Here is a 13,190-nt window from a genome sequence, read left to right as displayed (position 1 = left end):
TCATACTGACATGAAGTACTGATGGTGGGCGCTAGAGGATTTGAACCTCTGACCTCTTCCGTGTCAAGGAAGCGCTCTCCCCCTGAGCTAAGCGCCCGTTTTGTGATCGCCATAATAGTTGCAACGAACGGTATTGTACCAATCTCTGAAAAAAAGCAAAGCCGAGAAAGAAGATTCTCATAGACACCTAGCATCTTGCGCAGGTCAAGACCCCTTGCTACACTACCCTTCGCGCGGACGTGGCTCAGTTGGTAGAGCACAACCTTGCCAAGGTTGGGGTCGCGGGTTCGAATCCCGTCGTCCGCTCCACTCATCCTACACGAGTCGGTCAAGCAGATGCGACAGGCAAGCAAGGGCTTGGGACCGATTGAAAGATAGATCTATCGTAGTACTGTGGCGACGTGGCCAAGTGGCTAAGGCAGGGGCCTGCAAAGCCCTCATCCCCGGTTCGAATCCGGGCGTCGCCTCCACTCACCTTGTGCCGAAACAGCGCCCTCGCTGTTACATCCGGGCGTACTTGATCTCCAGGCGCTTGGCCTGCTCCAGCCGAAAAAGACCGCGCTCGGCATCGGCAGGATTGGGAATGTTATCGAGCGCCCACTGGATGATCTCGGTGGGAACCAAAGGATAGCGCTTACGCGCTTGTGCGAGGGTCATCGCTAATACCTCCTGGTACTATTGTGGCTACAAATAGAGTGCAACTGCTACGGTAAAAAACCGACCCTGTAGTCCGTAGTATCGTATCCTTTTGCCCAAAAAGTCAAGCAGCGATAAACTCGTAAGCGTCAACCGCCAGATTACAGGAGTCTTCCCGGGCTTTACTAAGTCGTGAAAGGTAACTGACCAGCAGTGCGAATAGGCTTTTTTACCGATACCTACACCCCACAGATCAATGGCGTGGTGACGTCTATTCGTCTTTTCAAAAACGCACTAGAGGAGCGAGGTCACGAAGTTTACGTCTTCGCTCCCGATCCCGACCACCACGACGACGGCGATGTTACCATCCGATTCCCATCGATGCCCTTTTTGTTCCAAAAAGAGATGCGTGTCGCATTCCCGCTCTCAATCGAAGTACTTCGGATGCTCGACAAGGGACGCTTCGACATCATCCACTCCCATGATCCGTTCAGCATCGGCCTGTTTGGATTGAACCTGGCACGACGACAGCGCATCCCTTATGTACACACATACCACACCCTCTACCCGGAGTACGTCCACTACGTCTGGGACACGCGCCTGACCCGAAAGCTTGCCGAGAGGCTTTCCCGGGAATTCTGTGAAGCCTGCGACTCGATCATCGCTCCCTCGAGCAAGGTCGCTGGATATCTATATGACTGGGGAGTCAAGCGGCCGATCGAGGTGCTACCCACAGGGGTAGACGTAGACAAGTACGCGAAAGCGAACCCGTCATCGATCACGACGCTACAACAGAGGCTCTCGATAAAACCCGGCGAGCGAGTAGTGATGTTTATGGGACGACTCGGCCGAGAAAAGAACATCGAACTGTTATTGCGAGCATTATGGCACTGCAATACAGAAGCGATTCGCCTGTTGATCTGCGGTGACGGCCCATATCGCGGCGAGCTGGAATCGCTTGCCCGAGAGCTCGACATCGAATCCAAAGTCACCTTTGCCGGATACCTCAAAGGCGATGAGTCGGTTGCGGCCTATCACTTGGCAGACGCCTTCGTATTCTCTTCAACAACGGAGACACAAGGGCTGGTCATAGGTGAGGCGATGGCAGCGGGTCTGCCAGTAATTGCGGTGCGCGATCCGGCAACTTGCGACTTCGTCTCCCATGAAGTAGCCGGACTCATCACGGCCCCAAGGCCCGAATCGATGGCCGCTGCGATCGACAGGATCTTCCTCGACGATTCGATATTGAAGGAGTACTCGAAAAAAGCCGTCGAGAAGATTGCCGACTACTCCATAGCCAGGCAGGCTGAAAAGCTGGAGGCGCACTACCTGACTGCAATCTCGGAGTACGTCCCAAGACCGAGAATCCCCGGGCTGGCGACGCTAAGAAGGATCAGGCAAAAGCGATTGCGCAGGCGATAGCCCCCGTCTTCACGTCCCCCATCGGGGAAACAGCTGATGCTCAACCCCCAGTGTGTCCAGAACCTTACCTACAACAAAGTTCACTGAGTCATCGAGCGTTTGCGGTTGTTGATAAAATGCCGGCATAGCCGGAAGCACGACCGCACCAGCCTCGGCGCATGCAGTCAAATTGCGCAGGTGAACCAAGGAAAGGGGCGTCTCCCGAGGCACCAGCACCAGGCGCCAACGCTCCTTGAGCGCAACATCCGCGGCTCTGGAGGGAAGATCGTTGGCTAGCCCCCCTGCAACCCGTGCAACAAATCCCATACTTGCCGGAGCAACTACCGTGGCGTCAACCCGATGTGATCCGCTAGCGATCGAGTCGAACATGCGGTCAGGCTCAACGACGCGCAGCTTGGCATTCTCTGAGGTAATCTCGAAGAATCGCAGAAGAGCCTTGGTTATATCCTCACTACCAAGATCAAACCCGGTTTCGAAAGAACATACATCGCGCCCGGTCTTCGTATACGAGATCACCACCTCATGCTCGCGCACAAGCAGCTGCTCGATCAAACGGAGCCCATAAACGCTTCCCGAAGCACCCGTTATGATGACCGTGTAACGAGCCATAGCTCTCCTATCCGAAAACTCTGTCGATAAAAGCGCCACTGCCGATGATTATCGCTATACAGCCGTTTACAAGGAAGAAAGCGGCATTTACGCGCGATAGATCTTTGGGCGAAACAATGCTGTTCTCATAGAATAACAGCACCGCCGCCAGTGCCACAGCCACAAACCATGCGATACCAGCTTGAAGCAGATACCCGGCAAAGATCAGCAGCGCGACCGTTAGCGCATGAACTATGCGGGTTTGCAGCAATGCCGCAGAAACTCCATAGTCCGCAGGCATTGAGTGGATCTTGTCCCGAACGTCGCACTCCACATCCTGCGTCGCGTATATGATGTCAAATCCTGCAGTCCAAAGCATAACTGCCACGCCGAGAATCCACGGCGCTGGATCCAGGATAGAGCCGCCTACAGCTACCCAGCCGCCGACCGGGGCTAGCCCCAGACACATCCCCAGCCAGTAGTGGCAAAACGGGGTAAAGCGCTTGGTGTAGGGGTATACGATGAACGCAACGAGCGGTATCGGCCATAGATATCGAGCGACGGGATCGAGCTGCCAAACCCCAACAAGATACAACACCAATATGGCCACAGCAAAAAACAGTGCCTCTTTGACCTTGATCACTCCGGCGGGAATCGCACGGGATGCGGTCCTTGGATTTCTGGCGTCTATCTCCTTGTCCGCGATGCGGTTGATCAGAAATGCAAAAGCACGCGCCGAGATCATCACAACCGTAATCCAAACGATATCCACCAACCGGGGTAGCCCTGAGGCGACTCCGTAAAGGGCACCTACATAGGCATATGGCAGCGCAAAAACCGAGTGCTCGAACTTGACTATCTGTAAAAGCCCGCGGAGCTTATACGCCGATGAGGTCACAAGCCTAGCTCATCCCACATCGCATCTATCCGGGCCTTGACCTCCGCATCCATCTCCAGGGATTCTGGCCACTCTCGATCATATCCTTCTCCCGGCAAGGGCTTGGTCGCGTCGATCCCCATCTTGTATCCAAAGCTCTCGAAGTTACTCGCATGATCCAGCTTGTCGAGCGGACCTTTGCTGATCAGGATGTCGCGACTGGGATCCACGTTGTTAAAGCATCGCCAGGCAACCTCACTGTAGTTGTGGCAGTCAACATCTTCGTCGACAACGATAACGTATTTTGTCAGCATCATCTGGCCCATAGACCACGCAAAGTTCATAACTCGAAAAGCCTGACCGGGAAACTCCTTCTTGATTCGGAATATGGCGCAGTTATGAAACACGCCTTCGAGCGGCAAATCGTAATCGATTACTTCGGGCAACATGGCCCTGATCACCGGCAAAAATATCCTTTCGGTGGCTTTGGCCATATAGCAATCCTCCATTGGAGGCTTGCCGACAATCGTCGTAGGATAGATGGCGTCGCGCCGCATGGTGATCGCCTCTACGTGAAAAACCGGGAAATTATCCGGTAGCGAGTAGTAGCCGGTGTGGTCGCCGAATGGACCCTCCCACCGAACCTCATCCGGGTCGCACCATCCCTCAAGCACAATTTCGGCATGCGCTGGCACCATAAGATCATTGGTAACGCACTTTACGACTTCAACTGGCTCTTTGCGCAAAATTCCCGAAAAAAGGTACTCATCTATCATCGGCGGAACAGGAGCAGTTGCAGAAAATATCGTGATCGGATCAGATCCGAGAGCGGCGGCTACGGGTACCCGTTTTGAGCCAGCTTTGGCCCATGCCCGAAGGTTCTTGGCGCCATCGTGATGCTCGTGAATGTGGAGTCCTGTCGTATTTTTGTCAAAAACCTGCAGTCTATACATACCGAGGTTGGGACGATTCTTTAGGTTGTTCGTGACTACCAGTGGCAGGGTAATAAACGGGCCGCCGTCTTTCGGCCAGGTGGTAAGTACCGGCAGCTTCGTCAAGTCAACATCGTCGCCCCTCAAAACCACCTGCTGAACAGGTGCTTTACCGGACTTGACCTCCCTGGGTCCGGCCGTAGCAATGTCTTTAAGGCCAACAAGCAAGTCAAGCTTTCCCTTCATGCTGCCAGGCATGTCGAGTGGGAGCATCTCCATAAGCTCGGCGGCTTTTGCGTCGAGATCCTTCCAGGTGCCAGTGTGGGCATCAACTCCCATCGCCCAGGCCATGCGCTCGTATGTTCCCATCAGGTTGATGGCGACGGGCATTGAGTAGCGCTCGCCCGTCTTGCGATTGATCGGGTTTTCAAAGAGGAGTCCGGGCCCGAATCCCTTGCTCACTCGGTCCGCGATTTCGCCTATCTCAAGGTAAGGATCCACCTCCTCGGTAATGCGCACGAGTTGACCCTGTCGATCGAGAATATCAATGAATTCACGAAGGTCCTTCATCGCCATCTGTAACACTCCTGTTCTCTCAGGTGACCACTTTGGAAGACTGCGTCAGTCCCAGGTGACTCTCAAGCGAATCAAGTGAGCATATCTTGTTGTTGCTTCCAAGTCTGTAGGTTCCGCCGCGATCGATCAGCACTGGCCGTATTCCAGCCGAGGAAGCTCCCAACATATCGGCATAATAATGGTCTCCGACGTGAACGACCTCTGATGGGGCGACACCCAGGCGATCACAGGCAAGCTTGAAGATTCTTGGGTCAGGCTTGTGAAGCCCCACATCAGCAGAGGAGATCACGAGCTCGAAGTAGTGCGCGAGTCCCAAGTCGTCGAGCAGCGAAGTCAACCGCGAGTCCCAATTTGAAATTACCGCAAGCCTCAAGCCATTGTCGTGCAGTCTCTTCAGCAAAGGCAACACATCTTCGTAAGGACTCCACCGTCCGGCATACCCAAACTCATCGTATACAAGCCTGCCGTAGTGAGCGTGATCGCAGTCGAGCTCAAGCTCTCTGGCGAGCAGGGAATACATACCCACCCAAACTTCACTAGCTCGCTCTTCACAGGTCCAAAATGTATCGTCCTCGCGATACCGTTGCTCATAGTGGTCGTCGACCAAAGGCATAAGGGCATCGATCTTTGACAGGTCTTCTGAGTGGCCCATCCTGCTCAGAACCTGCCTACACACCTCCGAGACCCCAGGATGGGGCCTTAGGAGCGTGTTGCCAATATCAAAAAAGATCGCCTGGGCCAAGGCCGATCAGTCTCGGTATTCCACGATAGAGTTGATCTTTCGCTCCGGCGCCAACGGCTCCTCCGCCGGATAACCCAGCGCGATAAGCCCGACTATGGTTCGGTCTTCCGGTACTCCAAGCATCCTGGCAAGCTCATCTCTGACCCAATATGAAAAGGTCATATAGCAAGAGCCCAGCCCCAACTCCGTTGCGGTCAATAGCATGTTTTGGATAGAAGAACCAATCGCAAGATACCCATTGTCCTTCATGAGTTCGTCATCGGTATTTTGAAGCGTACAAACGATTACTGCAGGAGCGTGGCCCAACTCACTGTACCACCGCAGTACATACTCATTCATCTCATGCCCAAGCATCTGAATATATTCCTCAAGAAAGTGAGTTCCTTGCACCATTATCTCGCCGAGCCGCTGCCGGCTCTCTCCCGTGACGATATAGTAGCGCCATGGCTGCTCATTGAATGAAGATGGCGCGAGAGACGCCGCATATATAATCTTGTCGATCAGCTCGCCGGGAACCGCATCAGAGCGATACGCCCGAATCGAGTGCCTTCTCTCCAGTGCCTCCAGAAGTAGCATGAATTCTCCTCCAAACAGCTAGCTGTAACAGTTTATGGCAACCTTACCCATCGTAACTATTTCTACCCAAAATCTTATCCGTTTTTTCTACCGCGGTGGCCGGAAAGCCACCTCGCCTCTTTTCCATAGTGACAACTGTACCGCCATCACTGCCTGGGGCGAAGCTGACCGAATCCATCAATGCATTCATAAACATTATACCCCTGCCGCTCGGAGCATAGAGGTCATCGCTAGCGCAATGATCGCCACTGAAGCCTGTTCCTGAATCGATCACGTCGATCGCAACCCGGTCCTCAAAGGCCCTTATCGCCACAGTGATCATCTCGCCATCCTCGCCCGATCCATGTCTGACGGCATTAGCCAAGGCTTCACCTAACGAGATTCGGATATCGAACTTCTCGGCGTCGGTAAATTCGAGTGAGGACAGTATTTCATCCGACTGCTGGCGCATATTGGCAAGGTTATCGATCGAGGACTCCACTTCAAATCGATGTTCCCAGAGCAAATCTGACTCTATTTCACCTCGATCTAAAGCCATAAGGGCAGTTTCAGCGTTTTCGCTTGTGTTCAGGGCAGACATGTACGTCACGATCTGGGTCATATCGAGAATTCTTTGAACCTTTTCGTTGGCACCTGCAAGAATAACGCTACCCTGCGCGTCGACCAGCTGCCGATCCAGCCAAACCAGAAGGCTAAAAGCTGTAGAATCAATATAATCTACCTCTGCGAGGTCAAGAATGATGCTGGTGTAGCCGGCTTCAATGATCGAACCCAGGGATTTTTGCAACTCCGGAACTGTAGCTAGGTCGATATCTCCAGAGATTGCGCACGTTACAACCCCGATATCAGGACGCCTGGCTATCCGATGCGCCATGACTCCCTACACGCCCTTTGCGTTTCCATCTGTAGTGCCCATTTGGTCAACTATCCGATCTGCAAGCTGAATCACAAGAACAGCAGCATCGTCGCGAAGGTCGCCGGGAACAAAGTCGTCCAGTGCAGACAAAAGTTCATCGGCAACATCTACCGGTGTCAATCCTTTGGAAAGAGCCCTTCGTATACGACCTTCTCCAAAGAATTTATTCCCACTTCGCGCCTCAGTCACGCCATCCGTATAGAGCAAAATCATATCTCCGGCGAGAAGCTGAGAGTGCATCTCTTCGTAATCAACATCGGCAAACGCACCCAGTAGAGGGCCAGTTGTGCATAAGCGCTCGCTCTTTCGCGAACCTGGTCTCCACAGTAATGCAGGGGGATGCCCCCCATTCGCATAGTGGAGCAGCCCAGTATCCGGCTCAAGCACTCCCACCCACAAGGTAACGATATCGCTGGCGGTGCCCGTCTCGGAGATCAAACGATTGGTCTCCCTTAGCACCTCATGAGGGCGAAGCCCGGCAGCTATGAGTGCCCTGACGGAGTACTTGATCATCGATGTCTTGGTGGCAGCCTCGATTCCCTTGCCGCAAACATCCCCGATTACAAAGGCAATCCTGCCCTGTGGATCCCTGAACAGGTCATAGTAGTCACCGCCGATCTCGGCGTCCTTTCCTGATGGAAGATAGATGCTGGCTGACACTATTTCCGGATAATCCGGCAGGCTTTGGGGCAAAATACCAGATTGAAGCACCGAGGCGACGTGGTGCTCCCTGCTGTAGAGACTTGCAGTATCGATCGCTAAGGCTGCCTGCGAGGCAAATGTATGGAGCAAGTCCATGTCTTCATCGCTGAAAGCATCGGAGTTGACCGAAAAGATTGCAAGAAGACCGATACTTCTGCCCCTGGTAATCAGCGGAACGGAAAGGAGCGAGTTGAGTCCTTCTGCCATATCTTCGAGTCCTGCGCTATTGTCATAATCGGACAAATATCCGACTCTCAGCGGCTCGCCAGCGTTGAATATCTCACCAAAAATCCCTTCGCCGGGAGCGCACTCAAAGTGAAGCAGCTTATTTGATATTTTCCCTCTTGCCATGACGGTAGATATCTTTTGCTTCGCCTCGTCGTACTTCATTAGCGTCATGGCGTCAGCAGTGAATATCTTCTGGACGACATCAAGAACGCGATTGAGAACCACATTGATCTGCAGAGAAGAGCTAACGGCCTGGGAGATTCGAAATATGGTCTCGAGGTTTGAGGCGTGGGATTTTGCGGCAGCAAGGTTGTACGTATTCTCCAGAACCAGGCTCAACTGACTTGACACCGCCTGAGCCCGGGAGTGGATACGCTCATCTAAGGAAGGGGGCGGGGCATCCGCGCCAAATTTCAGCGCAACAATCACTCCAGCCATGTCGGGCCGCATCGCACTCAGCAACCATGCCTGCTCGCTGTCGAGTAACTCCAGCAATCGATCGATATCAACATCCTGGCCACGCTCGATCGTTATCAGGCTGACTCCCTCTGGTGTGCCTTGGTGGGTCGCCCAGACCTTGAGCAACAAATCCCCGACTTCGGACTTGGCGCCCTGCGTAAAGCCCAGTTTTTCAGAACCGATCAGGACTGTCAGGACGCCATCCGCACCAAACAGCCTCCCAATTGCATCGTCGAACGCATTGATTGAATCGCCGAGCGCCTGAGGAAGCGCAAGTATACCTGCTATCTCCCGAAGAGCCTCCGCCTCCTGCCGCATCACACTTTCTGTCTCAAACAACCTCGAGTTGAAAACAGCGATAGATGCCTGCGCCGAGAAGGTTCTGAGTATCTCGACTTCAGCGGCCGTGAACTCTCGCTTGCCCGACTCAAAGATTGCAACCACACCCAAAAGGCTCTCTCCTACCCTCAAGGGAACAACCATACCCGTTGAGAACAACAGGTTCTCTATGGAGGAAGCAGCAAAAGGCGCGTCTTCATTGGAATAATCCGTGCCAGTGATTGAAATTGGCCCTTCAGCCTGAACTGCCGCGGACAGCCACTTCACCCTGGATATGTCTACAACGGTATCATCAGAGATGCTCAGACCCGCACTTCGTACGCCTACGACCTTGCTTTCACTCTTGTCAAGGATCAGAACCGCGACCGATTCACTGCCCAATAACTGCCTGAGCGCAACTAGTATTCCATCCAGAACCTGGTTGAGATTTGAAGATGACGCGAGCAGTTGACACAGGTGGTTGAGTAGATTCAGGCGTAGCGCAATGGCGTCGAAGGCATCGGCCATCCTCCCAAGCTCATCAGCGCGATCGGACTCGATCGGCTGGACATGTGCGCCGGTTATCGCTGCCCGGGCTCGTGATTCGAGATCTTTTATCGGCCTGACCTGGCGACGAACAAACACAAATGACACGATTATCGAAAGAAGTCCGCCAAAAGCCAGGGCCAGAGCGGCTGGCGCCAGAGCGCGGCCAGTTTCCTCAAATATCGCCATTCGGGGCTCAACGACCGAAATCCTCCAAACGATACCCTGATACCCGGTTAGAGTGGAGTAACGTCCGACAAAGTCGGTTTCATCGAACGAGCGCGCATGTACGTAGCCAGCGTCAAGATCGCCCTCGGGCTCGAATCTCCAGGATTGAAACTCGATCTTTGGGCGTCTCGGGCTGACAATATCCGCAGTTCCCTTTGCGTCAGTTATCATGGCGACACGTCTTTCCGCCACTGAAGAAAAGTCTTCGACCAGAAGCTCAAGAAACGCGGTCCGTACCCTGAGCATCAAGATATTGTCTCCATTAGGAGTCTCGATGCGCCGAGAAACCCAAAGCTCCCCTGCCTCCGGTACATAAACAAACTCTGGCTCGTCAGAGTGAGCGGCCTCGAACTTTGGAGTACCAAAAACGTCGCGAGGGGCCTGAAACGTCGGATACGCGGCAACAACCAGGCCATCCGGCAATGCCACTATCATCGAATCCACGAATTCGGCGCCCGCATCGAGCTGCATCGCCAGTGCGACTCGATTGGGCTCCGTTCCTTCCGGGCGCTCAAGAACCGCAGTCGCCCTCGACATGACCCCCAATGTGCCAGTCAGTCTGGCAGTCATCTCCGTTACCAGCGCTTGCTGATAAGCCATCTGACGAGCACTTGCATGCCTAACGGCAAGGTCTACTACACCAGCGATAGACACTACCATCACGATGGTCAGTGAGATCGTGACGACCATAAACATAATCAATGCCAGGTTAAACGCTAACGACTCTCCGCGTTTGGTGCTGCGAGCCACCGTACAAGCCCCCGATCGAAGCTATCGCGAAATAAGTTTATCGTACACGAGTTTTGGTCTTATACCTCCCGCTAACACAGAAAGCGAGATCGTCTTACCCTCACAGCGAGGGAAGGCGCAACACAGATGTAAACCAGGCACTAAGGGCGGACAGCTGATCAAACGCGATGAGAGCCCCTACGGCCATGAGTAGAAGACCTGAAACCTTGTTTATCGGGGCTGCGTATTTCGCGAAGAGCCTCAAGGACCCGCTAACGCGCCCGAACAACAAGGCGACCAGAATGAAGGGCAACCCAAGGCCAAGAGAGTACGCAAACAATAGCGTAGCCCCTTGCGTCAGACTTCCCCCGAAGCCCGCCAGTGCAAGAATGGAGCCGAGAACCGGCCCCACACATGGAGTCCAGCCAAAGGCGAATGCCATCCCGGTGATCATGGCCGATAAAGGGCCAAGCACCCTGGTTTTTCCAAGGTCGAAGCGCGCCTCACCGTAAAGCGATGGAAGCTTGAAAATCCCGGATAAGAATAGTCCAAGCAAGAAAATCATGCCGCCTGCAATCACCTGCAGTACCTCGCGATACGCAAGGAGCATCGAGCCCAACGTGGAGGCTGTAGCCCCAAGGCTGACAAAAACAATGGTAAATCCCGCGACGAAAAGCAGGCTGGGCGCAAGAACTTTGCTCCATCTACTGCTGCTGCTCTGCAGTTGATCGTAAGAGTAGCCGGTGATAAAGGAAAGGTACCCGGGGACCAGCGGGAGCACGCATGGGGAAAGAAAAGAGAGTACGCCGGCGAAGAACGCCCCGGCTACCCCTACCACTGCGCTCACGCAATCAGCTCCGGCTCATAACCGGCTTTTCTGATAGCAGAGACAACGGCATCCCTGTTACTTCGATCGGTGTCGACCTCTATGGAAATTTCGCCCGTTACGTGATCGGAGCTGACACTTTGCACGCCGTCCAACTCTCCGACCATCATGTCAACCAGCAGCGAACAAGACGGACAGTGCATGCCTTGTGTCCTAAAGCGAAGGCTCTCGATGTTCCCCATCGCCTACTCCCTTGGTTGTATCGCTCGTATCTGACTTTGCAAACATCGCGGGTCGAATATCGCTCTCCAGCAGCGCGCCGCAGTAGGGGCACAGCCTCCACCCGACCAAGATGTCATGATCACACGACAAGCACTTTACCTGTCGGCTGCCATTGCCGCCAGAGCGCCCTCTATTTCTGAGTGCTGCCATAAACGCAGTGAACACGAATGCACCACCCTTACCCGCGCGAAACCAACAAGCTATCCATGGACAAAATTGCAAACGCTGTGCCAATGGGGATTCGGGAAGACGTCTACTCGATACCAAGTCGAGTCATCCGCGCCTCCAGCGTCTTCTTTGTCAAGCCAAGCAACTTTGCGGCCTTAGGAAGATTGCCTCCCGACCTGTCGATAGCCTGCCGAATCAGATCAAGCTCAACCTCTTCCAGGTCGCATCCTCTTTCAGGTAGCGCGATCTGCGATCGCGCATAGGTAGCGGAAACTGCGCCTGCGCGTACCTCGGCAGGCAAGTCAGAGAGTGCGATATCTTCTTCGCGTGAGAGTATCAGGATTCGCTCGATGGTATTTTCCAGCTCACGAATGTTTCCAGGCCATTGATAATCGACCATAGCCTGCATCGCCTCTGGTGAAATCCTTCTGTCACCAGCTTTGAACTTTGCGAGAAAATGTGCAATAAGGAGCGGAATATCTCCTGAGCGGTGTCGCAGTGCGGGAAGCGTGACCGGAACTACCGAGAGCCTGTAGAACAGATCCTCCCGGAACACGCCCTCGGCGATAAGCTGCTGCAGATCGCGATTTGTAGCGGCGATTACACGCACATCCACCTCTATGGTGCGGGTTCCACCCAGACGCTCGAATTGACGCTCCTGAAGAACGCGCAGCAGTCTGACCTGAACGCCAGGCGAGATATCGCCTATCTCGTCGAGAAACAAAGTGCCGCCGTTTGCGAGCTCAAATCGCCCTGGCTTGGCGGTCACGGCTCCCGTAAACGCGCCTTTCTCATACCCGAACAGCTCGCTTTCGAGCAATGTTTCCGGCAAGGCTCCAGCGCTTACAGAGATGAAGGGGCCGTGTATGCGCTCGGACATCGCATGAAGCGCTCTGGCAACCAGCTCTTTCCCTGTCCCTGACTCGCCATAAACCATCACCGTGGCATCGGTTGGCGCCACCCTTTTAACCTGGTCAAGAACGTCCATCATCTTTGGATCTGCAGCCACAATTCCATGGACGTTGTATTCGCGATAGAGCTCCTCACGTAAGCGCTCGACCTCGGCGGTCAGCTCGCTCATCTTCAGTGCCTTCTCAATCGCCAACTTCAGTTCTTCCAAGTCAAATGGCTTGGTCAGATACTCGGTTGCCCCCTTTTTTATAGCCTCGGCCGCCTGAGTCACGTTGCCGTGTGCGGTAAGCATGATGATCGGAAATGTATGATTTTTCGCTCTTAGCCTGCTCAAAACCTCCATGCCGTCAGGAACGGGCATCTTGTAATCCAGGATCATGACATCGGGTAAGCGCTCGGCCACCACCGATAGCGCCTCCTTCCCGTCAGTGGCCTCAATGACCTCAAAACCTTCTGCCTGAAGGGCCTGGCTCAGCACCCAGCGCATGTTTTTTTCGTCATCAGCGATAAGCACGCTACGTTTCATC

Annotated in this window: 12 protein-coding genes and 3 tRNA genes; 3 read left to right on the top strand and 12 right to left on the bottom strand. The window is 54.0% G+C overall.

The annotated features are described in order from the left end of the window. Positions 1 to 22 precede the first annotated feature (22 nt). Positions 23 to 97: transfer RNA gene (locus KGZ89_01350), tRNA-Val, on the bottom strand. Positions 98 to 233: 136 nt separating this feature from the next. Between KGZ89_01350 and KGZ89_01345 the strand changes: the two genes are divergently transcribed. Both KGZ89_01345 and KGZ89_01340 read left to right on the top strand, forming a co-directional pair. Continuing rightward, a tRNA-Gly gene (locus KGZ89_01345) sits at positions 234 to 309 on the top strand. Between the two features lie 86 nt (positions 310 to 395). Beyond that, a tRNA-Cys gene (locus KGZ89_01340) sits at positions 396 to 470 on the top strand. Positions 471 to 501: 31 nt separating this feature from the next. On the opposite strand, the gene KGZ89_01335 is transcribed toward KGZ89_01340, so the two are convergent. After that, positions 502 to 657 carry a hypothetical protein gene (locus KGZ89_01335; GenBank protein ID MBS3973500.1) on the bottom strand — a complete coding sequence of 52 codons (156 nt, stop codon included), beginning with the start codon at positions 655 to 657 and terminating at the stop codon, positions 502 to 504. Positions 658 to 849: 192 nt separating this feature from the next. Between KGZ89_01335 and KGZ89_01330 the strand changes: the two genes are divergently transcribed. Further along, positions 850 to 2,058 (top strand): glycosyltransferase family 4 protein, encoded by a 1,209-nt coding sequence (locus KGZ89_01330; protein MBS3973499.1) that lies wholly within the window; start codon positions 850 to 852, stop codon positions 2,056 to 2,058. Positions 2,059 to 2,067: 9 nt separating this feature from the next. On the opposite strand, the gene KGZ89_01325 is transcribed toward KGZ89_01330, so the two are convergent. From KGZ89_01325 to KGZ89_01280, 10 genes are all read right to left on the bottom strand, one after another. Continuing rightward, the gene (locus KGZ89_01325) at positions 2,068 to 2,667 is read right to left on the bottom strand and encodes a UbiX family flavin prenyltransferase (GenBank protein MBS3973498.1); all 600 of its coding nucleotides are present in this window, start codon (positions 2,665 to 2,667) and stop codon (positions 2,068 to 2,070) included. Positions 2,668 to 2,674: 7 nt separating this feature from the next. Continuing rightward, the gene (ubiA, locus tag KGZ89_01320; GenBank protein MBS3973497.1) at positions 2,675 to 3,544 is read right to left on the bottom strand and encodes a putative 4-hydroxybenzoate polyprenyltransferase; all 870 of its coding nucleotides are present in this window, start codon (positions 3,542 to 3,544) and stop codon (positions 2,675 to 2,677) included. Continuing rightward, positions 3,541 to 5,031, bottom strand: coding sequence for a menaquinone biosynthesis decarboxylase (locus KGZ89_01315; GenBank protein ID MBS3973496.1), 1,491 nt, complete (start codon positions 5,029 to 5,031; stop codon positions 3,541 to 3,543). The genes ubiA and KGZ89_01315 overlap by 4 nt, the downstream gene beginning before the upstream one ends. Before the next feature lie 19 nt (positions 5,032 to 5,050). After that, the gene (locus KGZ89_01310; protein MBS3973495.1) at positions 5,051 to 5,773 is read right to left on the bottom strand and encodes an HAD-IA family hydrolase; all 723 of its coding nucleotides are present in this window, start codon (positions 5,771 to 5,773) and stop codon (positions 5,051 to 5,053) included. Positions 5,774 to 5,779: 6 nt separating this feature from the next. Further along, on the bottom strand, positions 5,780 to 6,349 hold the full coding sequence (locus KGZ89_01305) for a nitroreductase (protein MBS3973494.1): 570 nt from the start codon (positions 6,347 to 6,349) through the stop codon (positions 5,780 to 5,782). Between the two features lie 43 nt (positions 6,350 to 6,392). Beyond that, the gene (locus KGZ89_01300) at positions 6,393 to 7,223 is read right to left on the bottom strand and encodes an anti-sigma factor antagonist (GenBank protein MBS3973493.1); all 831 of its coding nucleotides are present in this window, start codon (positions 7,221 to 7,223) and stop codon (positions 6,393 to 6,395) included. Positions 7,224 to 7,229: 6 nt separating this feature from the next. Then, positions 7,230 to 10,496, bottom strand: coding sequence for a SpoIIE family protein phosphatase (locus KGZ89_01295; protein MBS3973492.1), 3,267 nt, complete (start codon positions 10,494 to 10,496; stop codon positions 7,230 to 7,232). 100 nt (positions 10,497 to 10,596) lie between these two features. Next, complete coding sequence (locus KGZ89_01290) at positions 10,597 to 11,322, bottom strand: cytochrome c biogenesis protein CcdA (protein ID MBS3973491.1); 726 nt, start codon at positions 11,320 to 11,322, stop codon at positions 10,597 to 10,599. Then, positions 11,319 to 11,543, bottom strand: coding sequence for a heavy-metal-associated domain-containing protein (locus KGZ89_01285; GenBank protein ID MBS3973490.1), 225 nt, complete (start codon positions 11,541 to 11,543; stop codon positions 11,319 to 11,321). The genes KGZ89_01290 and KGZ89_01285 overlap by 4 nt, the downstream gene beginning before the upstream one ends. Before the next feature lie 293 nt (positions 11,544 to 11,836). Then, positions 11,837 to 13,189 (bottom strand): sigma-54-dependent Fis family transcriptional regulator, encoded by a 1,353-nt coding sequence (locus KGZ89_01280; GenBank protein ID MBS3973489.1) that lies wholly within the window; start codon positions 13,187 to 13,189, stop codon positions 11,837 to 11,839. Position 13,190: the final 1 nt, after the last annotated feature.

The organism is Actinomycetota bacterium (assembly GCA_018334075.1).
Classification (GTDB): domain Bacteria; phylum Actinomycetota; class Coriobacteriia; order Anaerosomatales; family UBA912; genus JAGXSC01.
The sequence above is the reverse complement of the archived record's forward strand: the minus strand, read 5'-3'. Positions and strand labels throughout refer to the sequence as shown.

Coding starts and splice junctions, on each gene's coding strand:
- KGZ89_01335 (MBS3973500.1), bottom strand. CDS start 657: ATGACCCTCGCACAAGCGCGTAAGCGCTATCCTTTGGTTCCCACCGAG.
- KGZ89_01325 (MBS3973498.1), bottom strand. CDS start 2,667: ATGGCTCGTTACACGGTCATCATAACGGGTGCTTCGGGAAGCGTTTAT.
- KGZ89_01315 (MBS3973496.1), bottom strand. CDS start 5,031: ATGGCGATGAAGGACCTTCGTGAATTCATTGATATTCTCGATCGACAG.
- KGZ89_01305 (MBS3973494.1), bottom strand. CDS start 6,349: ATGCTACTTCTGGAGGCACTGGAGAGAAGGCACTCGATTCGGGCGTAT.
- KGZ89_01300 (MBS3973493.1), bottom strand. CDS start 7,223: ATGGCGCATCGGATAGCCAGGCGTCCTGATATCGGGGTTGTAACGTGC.
- KGZ89_01285 (MBS3973490.1), bottom strand. CDS start 11,543: ATGGGGAACATCGAGAGCCTTCGCTTTAGGACACAAGGCATGCACTGT.
- KGZ89_01280 (MBS3973489.1), bottom strand. CDS start 13,189: ATGAAACGTAGCGTGCTTATCGCTGATGACGAAAAAAACATGCGCTGG.